The organism is Aulosira sp. FACHB-615 (assembly GCF_014698045.1).
Taxonomy (GTDB): Bacteria; Cyanobacteriota; Cyanobacteriia; order Cyanobacteriales; family Nostocaceae; genus Nostoc_B.
This window is the reverse complement of the sequence record NZ_JACJSE010000005.1, coordinates 446,923-463,016: the sequence shown is the minus strand read 5'-3', so window position 1 is coordinate 463,016 and position 16,094 is coordinate 446,923. Positions and strand designations below refer to the sequence as shown.

Annotated in this window: 10 protein-coding genes and 24 tRNA genes; 8 read left to right on the top strand and 26 right to left on the bottom strand. The window is 43.1% G+C overall.

Features of this window, described 5'->3' with window-relative positions; translation table 11 throughout:
* Positions 1-91: 91 nt before the first annotated feature.
* Positions 92-355, bottom strand: a complete 264-nt coding sequence (locus H6G77_RS11640; protein ID WP_190668268.1) for a hypothetical protein — start codon at positions 353-355, stop codon at positions 92-94.
* 846 nt (positions 356-1,201) lie between these two features.
* Between H6G77_RS11640 and purC the strand changes: the two genes are divergently transcribed.
* The 7 genes from purC to H6G77_RS11605 all read left to right on the top strand — a co-directional run bounded on the left by purC (position 1,202) and on the right by H6G77_RS11605 (position 10,100).
* Positions 1,202-1,939 (top strand): phosphoribosylaminoimidazolesuccinocarboxamide synthase, encoded by a 738-nt coding sequence (gene purC / locus H6G77_RS11635; protein ID WP_190871622.1) that lies wholly within the window; start codon positions 1,202-1,204, stop codon positions 1,937-1,939.
* Between the two features lie 109 nt (positions 1,940-2,048).
* The gene (locus tag H6G77_RS11630) at positions 2,049-4,514 is read left to right on the top strand and encodes a BamA/TamA family outer membrane protein (RefSeq protein ID WP_190871621.1); all 2,466 of its coding nucleotides are present in this window, start codon (positions 2,049-2,051) and stop codon (positions 4,512-4,514) included.
* 154 nt (positions 4,515-4,668) lie between these two features.
* The gene (lpxC, locus tag H6G77_RS11625; RefSeq protein WP_190871620.1) at positions 4,669-5,538 is read left to right on the top strand and encodes a UDP-3-O-acyl-N-acetylglucosamine deacetylase; all 870 of its coding nucleotides are present in this window, start codon (positions 4,669-4,671) and stop codon (positions 5,536-5,538) included.
* Positions 5,539-5,595: 57 nt separating this feature from the next.
* Positions 5,596-6,120 (top strand): 3-hydroxyacyl-ACP dehydratase FabZ, encoded by a 525-nt coding sequence (gene fabZ, locus H6G77_RS11620; RefSeq protein WP_062294314.1) that lies wholly within the window; start codon positions 5,596-5,598, stop codon positions 6,118-6,120.
* A gap of 291 nt (positions 6,121-6,411) precedes the next feature.
* Positions 6,412-7,230, top strand: coding sequence for an acyl-ACP--UDP-N-acetylglucosamine O-acyltransferase (gene lpxA, locus H6G77_RS11615; RefSeq protein ID WP_190588250.1), 819 nt, complete (start codon positions 6,412-6,414; stop codon positions 7,228-7,230).
* A 132-nt stretch (positions 7,231-7,362) separates the two neighbouring features.
* Entirely contained in the window at positions 7,363-8,526 is a 1,164-nt protein-coding gene (gene lpxB, locus H6G77_RS11610; protein WP_190871619.1) for a lipid-A-disaccharide synthase, read from the top strand.
* Positions 8,527-8,852: 326 nt separating this feature from the next.
* The gene (locus tag H6G77_RS11605; protein WP_190588252.1) at positions 8,853-10,100 is read left to right on the top strand and encodes a DNA cytosine methyltransferase; all 1,248 of its coding nucleotides are present in this window, start codon (positions 8,853-8,855) and stop codon (positions 10,098-10,100) included.
* 41 nt (positions 10,101-10,141) lie between these two features.
* On the opposite strand, the gene H6G77_RS11600 is transcribed toward H6G77_RS11605, so the two are convergent.
* On the bottom strand, positions 10,142-11,311 hold the full coding sequence (locus tag H6G77_RS11600) for a hypothetical protein (RefSeq protein WP_190588253.1): 1,170 nt from the start codon (positions 11,309-11,311) through the stop codon (positions 10,142-10,144).
* Between the two features lie 643 nt (positions 11,312-11,954).
* On the opposite strand from H6G77_RS11600, the gene H6G77_RS11595 reads away from it, so the two are divergent.
* Positions 11,955-12,980, top strand: coding sequence for a tetratricopeptide repeat protein (locus H6G77_RS11595; protein WP_190588254.1), 1,026 nt, complete (start codon positions 11,955-11,957; stop codon positions 12,978-12,980).
* A gap of 16 nt (positions 12,981-12,996) precedes the next feature.
* Here H6G77_RS11595 and H6G77_RS11590 read toward each other — a convergent pair.
* The 24 genes from H6G77_RS11590 to H6G77_RS11475 all read right to left on the bottom strand — a co-directional run bounded on the left by H6G77_RS11590 (position 12,997) and on the right by H6G77_RS11475 (position 16,053).
* A tRNA-Lys gene (locus H6G77_RS11590) sits at positions 12,997-13,068 on the bottom strand.
* Positions 13,069-13,400: 332 nt separating this feature from the next.
* Positions 13,401-13,474 (bottom strand) — tRNA-Ala (locus H6G77_RS11585).
* A gap of 179 nt (positions 13,475-13,653) precedes the next feature.
* Positions 13,654-13,727 (bottom strand) — tRNA-Arg (locus tag H6G77_RS11580).
* A gap of 6 nt (positions 13,728-13,733) precedes the next feature.
* A tRNA-Val gene (locus H6G77_RS11575) sits at positions 13,734-13,808 on the bottom strand.
* 5 nt (positions 13,809-13,813) lie between these two features.
* Positions 13,814-13,884 (bottom strand) — tRNA-Gly (locus H6G77_RS11570).
* A gap of 9 nt (positions 13,885-13,893) precedes the next feature.
* Positions 13,894-14,020, bottom strand: a tRNA-Thr gene (locus tag H6G77_RS11565).
* Between the two features lie 125 nt (positions 14,021-14,145).
* A tRNA-Met gene (locus H6G77_RS11560) sits at positions 14,146-14,221 on the bottom strand.
* A gap of 10 nt (positions 14,222-14,231) precedes the next feature.
* Positions 14,232-14,305, bottom strand: a tRNA-Leu gene (locus H6G77_RS11555).
* 12 nt (positions 14,306-14,317) lie between these two features.
* A tRNA-Leu gene (locus H6G77_RS11550) sits at positions 14,318-14,394 on the bottom strand.
* Positions 14,395-14,591: 197 nt separating this feature from the next.
* Positions 14,592-14,665, bottom strand: a tRNA-Pro gene (locus H6G77_RS11545).
* A gap of 1 nt (position 14,666) precedes the next feature.
* Positions 14,667-14,745, bottom strand: a tRNA-Leu gene (locus H6G77_RS11540).
* A gap of 6 nt (positions 14,746-14,751) precedes the next feature.
* Positions 14,752-14,828 (bottom strand) — tRNA-Leu (locus H6G77_RS11535).
* Positions 14,829-14,834: 6 nt separating this feature from the next.
* Positions 14,835-14,910 (bottom strand) — tRNA-Gln (locus tag H6G77_RS11530).
* A gap of 3 nt (positions 14,911-14,913) precedes the next feature.
* A tRNA-Gln gene (locus H6G77_RS11525) sits at positions 14,914-14,986 on the bottom strand.
* Positions 14,987-14,991: 5 nt separating this feature from the next.
* Positions 14,992-15,067: transfer RNA gene (locus H6G77_RS11520), tRNA-Asn, on the bottom strand.
* A 6-nt stretch (positions 15,068-15,073) separates the two neighbouring features.
* Positions 15,074-15,147: transfer RNA gene (locus tag H6G77_RS11515), tRNA-Phe, on the bottom strand.
* Positions 15,148-15,229: 82 nt separating this feature from the next.
* A tRNA-Arg gene (locus H6G77_RS11510) sits at positions 15,230-15,304 on the bottom strand.
* A gap of 50 nt (positions 15,305-15,354) precedes the next feature.
* Positions 15,355-15,441, bottom strand: a tRNA-Ser gene (locus H6G77_RS11505).
* Between the two features lie 4 nt (positions 15,442-15,445).
* Positions 15,446-15,528: transfer RNA gene (locus H6G77_RS11500), tRNA-Tyr, on the bottom strand.
* Positions 15,529-15,532: 4 nt separating this feature from the next.
* Positions 15,533-15,605, bottom strand: a tRNA-Glu gene (locus H6G77_RS11495).
* A 9-nt stretch (positions 15,606-15,614) separates the two neighbouring features.
* A tRNA-Trp gene (locus H6G77_RS11490) sits at positions 15,615-15,686 on the bottom strand.
* Between the two features lie 137 nt (positions 15,687-15,823).
* Positions 15,824-15,896: transfer RNA gene (locus tag H6G77_RS11485), tRNA-Cys, on the bottom strand.
* Positions 15,897-15,899: 3 nt separating this feature from the next.
* Positions 15,900-15,976 (bottom strand) — tRNA-Glu (locus H6G77_RS11480).
* 3 nt (positions 15,977-15,979) lie between these two features.
* Positions 15,980-16,053 (bottom strand) — tRNA-Asp (locus H6G77_RS11475).
* Positions 16,054-16,094: the final 41 nt, after the last annotated feature.

Sequence of the window (16,094 nt, the reverse complement as noted above, 5' to 3'; positions counted from 1 at the left end):
AGTAATGACTAATATTTGATTTTGAAAAAAATCATTGAACTTAGAAAAGGCTTTTTACTACTCCCTACTCCCTACCTGCACAATTTTTATCTTATTCTTCAGCTTCTCCGCCTTCATTTCTAAAAGGATTTTCGCCAATTTTTAGCTGTTTTTTACTTTGTTTTAGCTGTTTCCACAAAGCTTTGATTTGTTCGTAAGCATCTTCTGGCGGGATTTTTCCACCCGTTTCTAAGCTACAAACATAACTAACTTTATTCGCAAATTCCTGAAGATTCGCATTAAATACTAAGTTTTCGGGTTTAACTTGCCCATAATATCGACCTTTGGGATAAATAAAATCATCTTTGTCCACCATCTTCTGCTCCACTTATTAAACTCCATTATTGTTTTAATATCTGAACTCAAGCCATGATTTATGCACTTCTAGCAAGTATTTTATGAATTACCAACAAATCGACTCTCTTGTTTCTACCTCAACAGGTATTTGAGAAATCGAGTAGGATTTCTATATTTTGCTGCTAAAAGCAAAAAAGCTTGATTAGTATTGATCGTTGTGCAGTAATTCCTAATAGTGTATCCTTCTGCCAATTACTAATTGACATTCTCTGGTATTAAACACCAATCAAAATTTTCAATAGCTATTTACTTAGTCATGATTTATACTTTATTTTCTATAAAAAAATCAGTTTTTGAGTAAAAAAATCTACAGTCAGAGTGTAATAGTTTCCTGGGAAATTTACCTCTACTAGAGGTTATATATTATATATCTGAGTTTCAGCATCAGGTAATTAATCTTTACTATAACTTACTGGTGCTGACCAGTAAAATTTAATTCTCTAAGGGCAGCTTTTGTCCTACTCCATCAAAGGTATAAACCAATTTTATACGGGTGTATTACAGTCACAAGATTTACGGGTAATACTCAGCAAATTTGATATCAGACTACTGTTGAAAACCCTGAAATCTCATTTCAAAATTGATGAATTTACAGCAGAGTGTCAGTCAATAAAATACAGAATTTAGTTCTCACAGCTAGTAGAGAGCCTATTCTTATGCAGAATTCAGGCTTCTGACTCCTGAATTCTTAGCATTTTTTGATTATGCACTGGCGATTAATTAGCGAATCTTTGTTAACTAAAGATAAAATGGTGAAGCCCGAAAGGACACAAGTCTCCCATTGCTGAAAAGTTGACCTCCTACCATGTCTGTTCATTCTAAAGTCTACGAAGGCAAAGCAAAAATACTCTATACAACAGATAATCCAGAAATCTTGCTGGCTGATTTTAAAGATGATGCAACTGCGTTTAACGCCCAAAAGCGTGGCAGTATCATTGGCAAAGGAAAAATTAACTGTAGTATTTCTAGCGAGTTATTTAAACAGTTGGAAGCCCAAGGGGTTAAAACCCACTTTATTGACAGCCCGTCCCCTAATCAAATGCGGGTGAAAGCGGTGAAAATTTTACCCTTAGAAGTAGTCGTGAGAAATATTGCGGCGGGTAGCCTGAGTCAACAAACAGGTTTACCAGTGGGTACAGTTTTGCAACAGCCCTTGGTAGAGTTTTATTACAAGAATGATCAATTAGGAGACCCGTTGTTGACACGCGATCGCCTACTCTTAATGGAATTAGCTACAGAGGAACAAGTAGACCTAATTAAGAATCTAGCATTGCAAATCAACGAGTTTCTGCGGAGCTTTTGGCAGCAATGTGGCATTACCTTAGTAGACTTCAAACTAGAATTCGGCTTAGATTCACAACAGCAAATACTCCTGGCAGATGAGATTAGTCCAGACACCTGTCGTTTGTGGGACACTACAGAAACTGACCCCAACCGTCGCGTCCTGGATAAAGACCGCTTCCGCCGAGATTTAGGCAATGTAGAAGATGCGTACCAAGAGGTTTTACAGCGAGTGCTGCAAACAGTAGACAGTAAAAATTAAACTGATGTACCTTGTCATTGGTCATTGGTCTTGACAAAGGACAAATGACCAACGACTAATGACTAATAACTAGTGTGTGATTGTGTGCGGAAGTGAAGAGGAATATATAATGCGTTTATCTCCTATATTAGTAGCAGCTGTAGCAATTGCAGCGCCATTAAGTGGCTCTTTTAGAGCGAATGCCCAAACTGCTGAAGATTTACAACCCACAGCGAAAATTTTAAAACCCGCTACAAAGCAGCCACAAGAGAAGGACGCAGGGCAAAGTTCAGCGAGGGAAAGTTTACCAACTGCGATCGCCTCCCCAGAGGCTAAAGTACTCAAAGATACTCAACCAAAATCTGTGACCATTTTGCCAACACCATCAGATGCAAAATCACAGGTGATAGTCCCAACCATTGCCCAAACGCCAGAAACAATCCCCAACTCTGATACTCAACAGCCCAACACCATTCCTGATAGTTCCACTCCAGCAACACAACCTGCATCTCCAGAAAATACTACCCCAGCAACCATCGAACCGGCATCTCCCCAAAATCCCCAGCCGGAAAATACTACTCCCCCCACTACCATCGAACCGGCATTTCCCCAAAACCCTCAGCCGGAAAATACCACCCCCCCAACCATCGAACCGGCATTTCCCCAAAATCCCCAGCCAGAAAATACCACCCCCCCCACCATCGAACCTGCGTTTCCCACATCTCCAGGGAATACCCAACCGAATGGCGCTACCGAATCAACAGAACCAAGGGTATTGGTATCAGAAGTAGTCGTCAAACCCCAAGCAGGACAATTACCCCCAGAATTAGAAGATCGAGTTTATCAAGTCATTCGGACTCAACCAGGGCGAACAACCACCCGCACCCAACTACAAGAAGATATTAATTCGATTTTTGGTACAGGTTTCTTTTCTAACGTCCAAGCTGTACCAGAAGATACACCCTTGGGCGTGCGAGTCAGCTTTATTGTCCAGCCCAACCCCGTACTTACAAAAGTGCAAGTCGAAGCTAATCCTGGAACTGGTGTTGCTTCGGTTCTGCCAGCAAGTACGGCGGATGAAGTTTTTAAAGATCAGTATGGTAAAATCCTCAACCTACGCGACTTGCAAGAAGGAATCAAGACCTTAAGCAAACGCTATCAAGACCAAGGTTATGTGTTAGCCAATGTGATTGGTGCGCCCCAAGTTTCCGAAAATGGGGTGGTGACGCTGCAAGTCGCCGAAGGCGTAGTGGAAAATATTAAAGTCCGGTTCCGCAACAAAGAAGGTCAAGAAACAGACGACCAAGGTAGACCAATTCGCGGACGGACACAAGAGTATATTATTACACGGGAAGTAGAATTAAAACCAGGACAAATATTTAACAGAAATATAGTTCAAAAAGACCTACAACGGGTATTTGGACTAGGTTTGTTTGAAGATGTGAATGTTTCTTTAGACCCTGGTACTGACCCCAGCAAAGTAGATGTAGTAATTAATGTTGCCGAACGCAGTAGCGGTTCGATCGCGGCTGGTGCTGGTATTAGTTCTGCCAGTGGATTATTTGGTACAGTCAGCTATCAACAGCAAAACCTCAACGGCAGAAACCAAAAATTAGGTGCAGAAGTCCAGGTAGGAACCAGGGAATTACTATTTGATTTACGCTACACCGACCCCTGGATTGCGGGTGATCCTTACCGCACCTCTTACACAGCCAATATTTTCCGCCGCAGTTCGATTTCCTTAGTATTTGAAGGAGATGAGAACAACGTGGAAACCTTCAGAGCCGGAGATGACGATGGCGATCGCCCCCGTGTGTTACGTTTAGGTGGTGGCGTTACCTTTACTCGTCCGTTGTCCAAAAATCCCTACGAACGTTCTGAATGGACAGCCTCAGCCGGGTTGCAATATCAGCGCGTTTCCACCCGCGATGCTGATGGTAATCTCAGAAGATTTGGTACAGTTTACAACAATGGCCAAGCTGGAGAATTAATTCCCTTAAGCTTCTCTGGTACAGGCCAAGACGACTTGGTATTATTACAACTAGGTACACAGCGCGATCGCCGTAACAATGCCCTACAGCCTACCAGTGGTTCGTTCCTGCGCTTCGGAGTTGACCAGTCATTACCAATAGGCGAAGGTAATATTTTACTCACTAGACTACGGGGGAGCTATAGCCAATACATCCCCGTGAAGCTCTTAAACTTTTCCAAAGGCGCACAAACTCTCGCCTTTAACATTCAAGGCGGTACTATCCTCGGCGATTTACCTCCCTACGAAGCCTTTACTTTAGGCGGTAGTAACTCCGTGCGTGGTTATGAAGAAGGAACACTAGCCAGCAGCCGTAGTTACGTGCAAGCAACTTTAGAGTATCGCTTCCCTGTATTTTCCATCGTAAGTGGTGCAGCCTTTGTCGATTTTGGTACTGACTTAGGCACCAATACTAGGGCGGCGGATGTTCTCAACAAAAACGGTACTGGCTATGGTTATGGTTTGGGTGTGCGCGTCCAATCACCTCTGGGGCCAATTCGTATCGACTACGGTATCAACGATGATGGTGATAGCCGCATCAACTTCGGCATTGGGGAAAGATTTTAAAAAGTATGAAGTGTGTAGACGCGCTCTGCGCGGCTTCCCGAAGGGTAGTATGAAGTATGAAATTAGCTTTTTCACACTTCATACTTCATACTTTCTCTTGACTCTTTGACCCTCGACCCTTGACTATTTATTAAGGTGTATTAAATTTTCGCCGATGCAACAGCACACCATCGCCGGGGAAATCTGCCAAACAGGAGTCGGACTGCATAGCGGTATTGCTACCAATGTGCGGATATTACCAGCCCCAGCCAATAGCGGGCGTTATTTTGTGCGGGTAGATTTGCCAGATTTGCCAATCATTCCCGCCCAAATTGCCGCAGTCAATGAAACTGTACTGTCTACTCAATTGGGTAAAGGTGCAGCATCTGTCCGTACAGTCGAGCATTTATTGGCAACCTTGTCAAGTATGGGTGTGAATAATGCCCGCATTGAAATTGATGGGCCAGAAGTGCCGTTGTTGGATGGTTCAGCCCAAATTTGGGCTGCTAGTGTGGCTCAAGTTGGCTTACAACCGCAAACAGTAGACGATAACTCAGCGCAATGGGTTCTTGCAGAACCAATCTGGATTTATCAAAATGATGCCTTTGTTTGTGCTATCCCAGCCGCAGAAACCCGCTTTAGCTATGGGATTGATTTTGATTTACCTGCAATTGGCAATCAATGGCACAGTTGGTTATTAGCGGCTGATGTCGGTGAGGCGGCTGTTAGCTTTGCGGCGGAAATTGCCCCTGCGCGTACCTTTGGTTTATTACATCAAATAGAATACTTACAACAGGCTGGATTAATTAAAGGCGGCAGCTTAGACAATGCACTGGTTTGCGGCTCTGAAGGATGGTTAAATCCGCCATTAAGATTTGCAAATGAGCCAGTCCGTCATAAGATGTTGGACTTAGTAGGAGATTTGAGTTTATTGGGAAATTTCCCCCAAGCTCATTTCTTAGCGTATAAAGCCAGCCACAATTTACATATTCAACTCGCCGAAAGGATTTTAGCGGCACAGCAAAATCCCACTGACAAAATCTGAGGGGTTTCAACGCCATTCCACTTTTAATTTCCACAGTCAAAGTCACACAAACTGCCAATGTCGTCAATTCTTGCAGAAGTAAATAGTAGCGATGCGATCGCATCCTCATCTGATACCACCCAAACTCCCACTGCACCGGAAGTGAAAAAAACCTTCACATCCGAAGAAATTCAGCAGTTGCTCCCCCATCGCTATCCATTTCTACTGGTAGACAAAATTATTGACTATGTACCAGGAAAAGTGGCTGTAGGCGTTAAAAATGTTACTATTAACGAACCTCAATTTCAAGGACATTTCCCCGGTAGACCACTCATGCCAGGTGTGCTAATTGTCGAAGCAATGGCACAAGTCGGTGGAATTGTGTTAACACAACTACCAGAATACAATGCAGGTGGACTGTTTGTCTTTGCTGGCATTGATAAAGCCCGCTTTCGTCGTCAAGTTGTCCCTGGAGATCAACTGATTATGACAGTGGAACTGTTATGTATCAAACAACGTCGGTTTGGGAAGATGCAAGCTCGGGCCGAAGTTGACGGACAACTCGCTGCTGAAGGCGAATTGATGTTTTCTTTAGTTGGTTAACAACTTGTTTGAGTGTCTTGGTACAACCGTGATATGGCAACGTGCTGAGTATAAAACCAGTTATTACAATGTCATAACTGGCTTGGCTATTGTTATATACTGAGGCTCAAATCTAAACAAGCATCACAGATTAACAACTGTCCACACAGTATTTGAAAATTTCTGAATTTTCGCTGCCCTCACACTTAACTTGCTTTGCCCGACACTTTCGATTGTTGAAGTTATCACAACTCAGCAACACCAGTTGCGATTAACGCACTGGTTTCTCACGACAGTTCTGGAGATTCACCCTTGAAGACTCTTATTCATCCAACGGCGGTAGTTCATCCTAAAGCGGAACTCCACCCTACAGTGCAAGTTGGTGCCTATGCTGTGATTGGAGCGCATGTCAAAGTTGGCCCAGAAACAATTATTGGCGCTCATGTAGTGCTGGAAGGGCCTTGCGAAATTGGGGCGCGAAATCAGATTTTTCCAGGTGCAGCTATTGGTATGGAACCCCAGGATCTCAAATTTGTAGGAGAGCCAACCTGGGTAAAAATCGGTGACGACAATGTAATTCGAGAGTATGTCACCGTTAACCGTGCCACAGGTGAGGGAGAAGCCACAATCATCGGCAGTAATAATTTGCTGATGGCTTATGTGCATGTGGCGCATAATTGCATCATTGAAGATCATGTAATTATTCCCAACTCGGTAGCTTTAGCAGGTCATGTGCATATCGAGTCTCGCGCCAGATTAGGCGGCGTTTTGGGAGTTCATCAATTTGTCCATATTGGTAGACACTCAATGGTAGGTGGGATGTCTCGCATTGATCGGGATGTGCCGCCATATATGCTAGTAGAAGGTAATCCAGTACGGGTCAGAACCCTGAATTTGGTGGGGCTGAAGCGTTCTGGAATGTCCGCCAGTGACCTGCAAACCCTCAAAAAAGCCTTCCGCATTCTCTACCGTTCTAACTTGAGTTTCAAAGAAGCATTAGAACAGTTAGAACAGCTAGGAGATACAGAAGAACTACAACATTTGCGTCGTTTTATACTCTTGTCTCAAATGCCAGGAAGACGTGGCTTGATTCCAGGTAGAGGTAAAGCAGGCACAAGTGATGATTCTTAAGTTATATCTGAGAAATTAGGGTGAATTCAGCAAGTAAGAATTCAGAATTAATTCTGACTCCTGGATTCTGAATTCTTCTTTAACTCAACTTCTAATTTCTCATGGCAAAATTTTTAGTAATTGTTAATTAAAATGCGGATATTTATCAGCACTGGCGAAGTGTCTGGCGATTTGCAAGGTTCGCTGTTGATTGCAGCAATGCAACGCCAAGCTGCTGCTGCTGGGTTGGCGTTAGAAATTGTCGCCCTCGGTGGCGAAAAAATGGCAAAGGCAGGGGCAAATATTTTGGGCAATACCAGTGGGATTGGCTCAATGGGTCTTTTAGAATCTTTGCCTTATGTTGTACCCACTTTATTAGTACAACGAAAAGCGATCGCCTATCTCAAGCAAAACCCGCCAGACTTAGTGGTGCTGATTGATTATATGGGGCCAAACCTCGGCATCGGCACTTATATGCGACAAAATCTGCCAGATGTGCCTGTGGTTTATTACATTGCCCCACAAGAGTGGGTTTGGTCAATGAGTCTGCGAAATACCTCTCGCATCGTTGGTTTTACAGACAAACTCTTAGCAATATTCCCCGAAGAAGCCAGATATTATCAAGAAAATGGCGGAAATGTCAGTTGGGTGGGACATCCGTTAATTGATCGGATGCAGAATGTACCTAATCGTCAGGCGGCGCGTGCTGAATTAGGAATTGCACCAGAACAAATTGCGATCGCACTTCTCCCCGCTTCTCGTCAGCAAGAACTAAAATATCTTTTACCAGTCATTTTTCAAGCAGCGCAGACAATTCAAGCCAAGTTACCAGAAGCTCACTTTTGGATTCCTTTATCTTTGGAAAGCTTTAAACAACCAATAGAGTCAGCAATTCAAAATTACGGTTTACGAGCCACAATTGTCTCTGGTCAACAAAAAGAAGTGTTTGCTGCGGCTGATTTCGCCATTACTAAATCTGGCACAGTCAATTTAGAACTGGCGCTGTTTAACGTGCCGCAAGTTGTAGTTTATCGCCTCAATGCCGTTACCGTTTGGATTGCGCGGAAAATCCTCAAAGGTTCCATTCCCTTTGCTTCTCCAGTCAACTTAGTGGTAATGCGGGAAATTGTACCAGAGTTGTTACAAGAACAAGCCACACCAGAGAATATTACCCAAGCCGCAATGGAAATACTACTGAATCCTGAACGCAGACGGCAGACATTGACAGATTATGCCCAAATGCGACAATGTTTAGGAGATATTGGCGTATGCGATCGCGCGGCTCAAGAAATTTTGCAAATGCTAACTGAAGTGTGAAGTATGAAGTATAAATTATGAAGTGTGAAGTCTGAAGTGTGAAGTTTGAAGACATGAATTCGACAGACCTCTCCCTCTCCTAAAACGCGCTACGGTGTACACACAAATCCGGGTTGAGTGCATCTATCCCGCCTCGGAATCAATTCCGAGTCTCATAGCGCAAGTCCTCTTGGGAGGACTCAACCACAAGTTCATTTCAGTCCACGCTTTGTGGATTTTGGCTATGAGCCTGGAACTTTAGTTCCAGGCTTGATGCGGTTTCATACAGCAAATTTTCGAGCAAACTATTTTTTACTCAGCACTCAGCACTCAGCACTTATTACTCAATGAGAAAACGACGACCAATCGCAGTTGATTTGTTCGCAGGCGCAGGTGGTATGACCCTTGGCTTTGAACAAGCTGGCTTTGATGTATTGGCCGCCGTCGAAATTGATCCTATCCACTGCGCTACTCACGAATTTAACTTTCCGGGGTGTACAGTTTTTTGTAAAAGCGTAGAAGACACCACAGGCAAAGAAATTCGCAAACGTTCCAAAATTGGCAGTCGTGAAATTGATGCGGTTATTTGTGGTAGTCCCTGTCAAGGCTTTTCCCTGATGGGTAAACGGGTTTTTGATGACCCGCGTAACTCTTTAGTATTTCACTTTCATCGATTGGTGTTAGAACTACAACCAAAATATTTTGTGATGGAAAATGTTCGCGGTATAACCGTTGGCGAACACAAACAAATTCTGAAAAGTTTAATTAGTGAGTTTCAAACTCACGGCTATCAGGTAGAAGAAAATTATCAAATTCTGAATGCTGCTCATTATGGTGTACCACAATCCCGTGAGCGATTATTTCTGTTAGGCGCGAGAGGAGATGTCAACTTACCCAAGTATCCCCAACCAATTACCCAAATAGCCAAGCCAAATCAGTCAATATCACAAAATGCTTTACCACTGAGTCCGACAGTGTGGGATGCAATTGGTGATCTCCCAGAAGTAGAAAATTATGCAGAGTTATTAGAAAAAGATTGGGTATTTGCTGATTATGGCAAACCGAGTGATTATGCCTTGATACTGCGCGGTATTAGTAATTTAGCAGATGATTATAGCTGCGATCGCCAATTCGATGCCCGCATTCTCTCTTCTAGTTTCCGCACTCAACACACACCCACAACCATTCAACGTTTTCAAGAAACTCCCCAAGGCGAAAGAGAACCCATCAGCCGTTTTCATAAACTGCATCCGGCTGGTGTCTGCAATACCTTACGCGCCGGAACAGATAGACACAGGGGTTCTTTCACTTCTCCGCGACCAATTCATCCCATGACACCCCGTTGCATCACAGTCAGAGAAGCTGCACGGCTTCATTCTTACCCAGACTGGTTTCGATTTCACGTCACTAAATGGCATGGTTTTCGCCAAGTCGGTAATTCTGTACCGCCACTATTAGCCAAAGCTGTCGCCACCGAGATTATCCGCAGTTTAAATACCATCCCCATCAAACCCAAGTTTCCACAGCAGCTAGGAGATGAAAAGCTATTGCAATTGAAGATATTGCAAGCTACACAACATTATTTAAAGACTTAAAATATTCAGATAAAAATCAAGTTATATTTTCTGCGATCGCATTACTTAGTACTAGTGGCATTTTTTTGAGCATAGCTAAGATTACGCTGATATTCAACAATCTTTTGCTGTGCTAGTACATAATTCGGACTAGATGAAGGTACTGATTGCATCAATGATATAGCAGTTTCCCATTGTTTAACAATGTTTTGCCACTCTGTTGAAGATTTAGCCGATTGCGTCAGATTAGCAGCACTAATCGCTTGATTCACAGCCTCACGAAAATTATCCAGTTGAGGTGATACTATAGGCAACTGTGAATCAACTGGTGTCGGTGTTGGCTGAGATGTTATTGATAAAGTTGGTGATTGATTGTTCGAGGAAGCAGACAATATAATCTTATTTTGAATATTTACTAATTTGATTATTAAACATAAAGCTGCAATTATTGATGTAATTAATATCCAAAGCCACTTTTTTTGCTTTAGATTCCAAAATTTTTGCTTGTTGACTTGATTAAATTTTGGCTCGATTTTAGGGTTTATTTTGGATGAAGTTGCGTATACTCCCATTTCATTTCGTAACTTATTAAACTCTATATTGATTTCTGAATCAGTACTTTTTTCATATTTAATTGCTTCTTTATTGAGAGAATAAACTGATATATATCTGAGTTTTACCAAGTATTCGACATGATATATTACAGAAGAAATAGAAATATAAAAAATCCCGAATATTACTATAATTGTTCTTTGATACTCCGTATAGTAAATGATAGGTTGATTGTAACTAATATCAAATATAGGCAGAAAAAAAGTAGTCAAAAGAAATGCTGTTAAACCAGCAATAATAATCACCAGCCAGCCGTACAAACCTTCCCACCAACTCATTAATCCTGGTAATAAACCTCTTGGTTTACCTATTTCTGGAGCTTGAATTTGAGAAAGAAAAGAACCAAGGAATAAATGTAAAAAATGGTGGGTAAAAGCAATGACTGGAATAGGAGAGAGAATGATTAATATATAGAGGATAACAAATAATTCTATACTTCCGGTTAAATAAGTTACACGGTAACTTACCATTCCAGCTTTTTCGACTATAAAGATAATAACTCGTAAAAATATGGCTAAAATCAACGCTTTTAGCCAAGAAGTGGGATAAGGAAACCATATAGGCCAAGGAGAATTATTCTGTTGCTCTTTGGTAAAATCCAGAGACTTTGGCTTTTTCATAAGTGATAAAAGGGAACATCAAGGTCATAACCTACTAGTTTTAAAATTCCCAATTTATCAGCCAAATAAACATTGAATTTTTTTATATCGTATACAAAAGCATTTAAGCGGAAATGTTGACTAAGTGTTATCTACAGCAAATTTAATCTTATGCTCTAGGTAAATATAGCCATTCTAAATGATTTATGCTCATCTCTCCTCGTCTCTATTCTTTTTAGTTCATCTATCAAATAGGGATGCTATATCTCTTCAAGGCATAGTAACAATCTTTTGACTTAGCGTGGAATTGTCATATTTCTTAACAAAAATACAAAATTTACTTTACACAAAATCTGAAAAAAACACGTCTTAAAATTACCTAAAAATTCCCTAATCTTTGAGATTTTCGCAAAAACGACTTATCCAGTTACTAAGAATATGAATTTACAAGAATAAGCTATAAAACTTAACCAATTATCTTATAAATTTATAGCAATTAGTTAGTTTGGTTGAAAAATATACCACATTTTACTATTTACATCCTATATCTCAAGGTAGAGAATAATGTTTAACATTATTTTGGGCAATCTAAGCAAATTTATGTCTTAGGGATGTTGGCTCAAAATTAGCCTGCCTAATTTTTCTTTGGTGCAACTGAGGTCAAATGACGCAATCATTTAATGCAGTCCAAGAGTGGGAAAAACGTCGAGATCAAGCAACCCGCTACTACCAGGAAGGAAAACTTCAAGAATCACTCGCCCTGGCAACAAAAAATCTAGAATTAGCTAGAGAAATTTCTGATCGAGCCAAAGAGGGTTATACATTAAACGACCTCGGTTTAGCGCACCTTGGTTGCTGGCAACCTCAAAAAGCATTAGAGTGTTTTGAGCAGGCGCTTTTGGTTGCTCAAGAGATAAGTAACGCCAGCGCCGAAGCCACCGCCTTGAGTAATCTTGGTTCTACTTACAGCCGTCTGGGAAAGTTTTCGCAAGCATTGAAATATTTAGATCAAGCCTTAGATATTTTTAGAAGATTGCACGATACTCAAGGTGAAGTTTCCACGCTCAATGATGTGGCACTAATTTACACCAAATTGGGAGAACCCAAACGCGCACTGTTGCTACAAAACCAAATTCTCTCAATGCGACGATTTTTAGGCGATTTTTCTGGTGAAGCAGCAACATTAAATGGTCTTGGGTTTGCTTACAGTCTTTTAGGCAAACATGGGCAAGCCCTAGAATATTTACAGGAAGCACTTTCTATTCAAAGAGCCGTGAAAAATTTGGTGGGTGAAGCAACCACGATGAATAATATTGCTTCTGTTTACAGTGATTTAGGTCAACCTAAACAAGCACTGCTAATTTACTATCAAGTACTTTTATCTCGTCGCGCCCTCAAAGACATTTCTGGTGAAGCCACAACCTTGAATAATATTGGTTATACCTACAGCATTTTAGGTAATAACTGGCAGGCGATGAAATTTTATAAACAAGCGATCGCAATTTATCAACAATTAGGCGATCGCTTGGGAGAAATTTCGACTTTACTAAATATGGGCAGTTTGTACGCATCAACAAAACGCAAAAGAAAAGCCCTATCTTGCTACCAAAATGCCCATGAATTATCTCAGCAAATCGAGTCTCAGCCACTTTTACAGAAAGTACAGCAGCACATAGACTCTCTTTTATAGAAGTTAGTTTTGAAAATGGGTGGTAGAGGAGTCGAACCTCTCTATGACGGATTAAAAGCCCGTTGCACAGCCGCTATGCCAACCACCCATAAAGAAAAGACAAGGGAGACAAGGAAGACAAGGGGTAGGGGGAAAAGGAGACGTACTCCCTACTCCCTATTCCCCAAATCAAAATCCACCAGGGAGGTACTGCCCCTCCTATAACTGTGTTATCAGCACAGCGCCTCACTTTTCGGCTTCAGGTGGAAGGCGGAAGATGGAGGAATCGAACCCCTGGGTGTTACCCCACCCCGGTTTTCAAGACCGGTTGCCAACCATTTAGCGGCATCTTCCATTCAAGGGTGTCTGACGGGGCTTAAACCCGCTATGACTGGTTCCACAAACCAGTGCCGCGATCGCTTTGGCTTCAGACACCATCAGTGGAATCAATGGGAATTGAACCCATAACCTCCTGCTTGCAAGGCAGGCGCTCTAGCCATTTGAGCTATGACCCCATAAAGAAAGTAAAAAGTGTCAAGTAAAAAGTAAAAAGAAATACTTAGGACTTACGCAATAACTCTCTAAAACTCTTATAACTTCGTGTCCTTTGTGTCCTTTGCGGTTCGTTTTTTCATACTTTTGCGTAAGTCCTGATACTTTTGCCTTTTAACTTTTAACTTTTGACTTGTTCAGGCGAGAGTGGTAGGACTCAAACCTACAACCTTCGAGTTAGAAGCTCGATGCTCTCTTCGATTGAGCTACACTCCCATTAATTGGTAGTCCTGGCAGGATTTGAACCTGCAACTTATTGCTTGTAAGGCAATTGCTCTACCATTGAACTACAGGACTACGCAAGCGATCGACGAGACTCGAACTCGTACCGTGAGTTTGGAAGACTCTGATGCTGCCGTTACACCACGATCGCACCGCATTCTGGAGCTGGTGACAGGAATTGTAGACGCGGTAGCGGCTTCCCGTTCGGCAAAGCCGTTCCCGAAGGGTAGGGTACCTGCAACCTACTGATTACAAGTCAGTTGCTCTGCCAATTGAGCTACACCAGCACTTGTGAAAAAGTAAAAAATTTTCTTTTTCCTTCTTTTGCCTTTTAACTCTTGCGAGTTCGCCAGTTGCTTTATGCCGGGGAACCCGTCCACCGCACTGGCTCACTTTTTACTTTTGCCTTATTTGGTGACGGGGGCAGGAGTTGCACCTGCTGATATGAGGCTTATGAGACCTCTGAGCCACTCTTGCTCCATCCCCGCATTTCACCAATGCCCCTGACTGGATTTGAACCAGCAACCTCTTCGTTCTAAGCGAAGCGCCTCTTCCGGTTGGGCTACAAGGGCATACTTTGATTTTGGTACTCCCGACAGGAGTCGAACCTGCAAAAAACTAGATCCTCGGTCTAGTGCGTCTTCCGTTCCGCCACGGGAGCTTATACCAATTCGCAATTCGCAATTAAAAAACTTAGATGTAGCAAGGATTTTAGGGTTTACATATTTCTCAGATTTTTCGTGAAATGGTATTAGTACCCCTGACAGGATTTGTAGACGCGAAGCGGCTTCCCGAAGGGTAGCTGCAAAATCTGGACTCTGATTCCAGCACGTATGCCAGTTCCGTCACAGGGGCATATCGGGATGGCAGGATTTGAACCTGCAACCTTCAGCTCCCAAAGCTGCCGCGCTACCAAGTTGCGCCACATCCCGTTGGTACTCCTGGTGGGAGTTGAACCCACACAATTAACAGATTTTAAGTCTGCCGCCTCTTCCAGTTGGGCTACAGGAGCTAGTTTTGGTACTCTTGGTGGGAATTGAACCCACAACATACCGTTTTTGAGACGGCAGCCTCTTCCAATTGGGCTACAAGAGCAAAGTTTGGCAGCCCTGCCAGGGGTCGAACCTGGAATCTTCGCCTTCAAAGGGCGGGATGTTGCCAATTACACCACAGGGCTTTATTGCCAGGGCAGGGTTTGAACCTGCAACCTCATCGTTCAGAGCGATGCGACTTTCCAATTCGTCCACCCGGCAATGAATGGCTGCCTCGGCAGGGTTTGAACCTGCGACCTTTCGCTTAACAGGCGATCGCTACTACCACTGAGCTACGAGGCAACGCAGCCCCCCAGGTCGGAATTGAACCGACGACCTCCTGTTTTTCAAACAGGCGCTACTACCAACTGAGCTACTAGGGGATAAGAAGGAGAGATGGGTAATTACCCAGTGGACTGGTTTAATTCAACTTGAATCAGCCACTCCACCATCTCTCCTATGTAACGAGAGCGGAGGGATTTGAACCCTCAAGTCTTCAGTTTCGTAGACTGAGATGTTATCCAGTTACACCACGCTCTCAATAGGGATTAGGGGCTAGAGGCTAGTATTTTGACTCCGCACTTTTAAGGCGGAGAGGACAGGATTTGAACCTGCGACGGTCATTAAACCGTTTCCTCTTAGCAGGAGGATGCTTTTAGCCACTCAGCCACCTCTCCACAGTGGGTCGAGCAGGATTTGAACCTGCGAACAAAATAGAACAGTTTTACAGACTGTCGCCTTTAACCAGACTCGGCCATCGACCCATAATTCCCCCGACGAGAATTGAACTCGCATCTCCGCTTTGAAAGAGCAGTGACTTAACCGTTCGTCCACGAGGGCAAAAGTAGAACGCAGGGACTAGGATTTGAACCTAGAACATCGGATTTGGAGTCACGAGGTGTTGCCGTTACACCATCCCTGCATTGGTAGCAGTGGCGGGAGTTGTAGACGCGATAGCGGCTTCCCGTTCGGCGAAGCCGTTCCCGAAGGGTAGGGTACCCGCATATACTCAGTTATGAGCTGAGGACTTTGCCTTTAAGTTACACTGCAACGTACCAAAGGCTGAGGTGAGATTTGAACTCACGATGTCGGTTTTGCAGACCAATGCCTTTAACCACTTGGCTACTCAGCCGTTTGGGAGCCTTGACGGGAGTTGCACCCGCTTCTCTGTGCTTGAGAGGCGCAGCGACTTATCTAGTCGTCCACAAGGCTACACGGGAGTAACGAGACTTGAACTCGCAACCTATCGCTCGACAGGCGATCGCTCTCACCATTTGAGCTATACCCCCATGATTGGTATCTGTGCCTAATGCTTAGAAGGAAAAAGTAA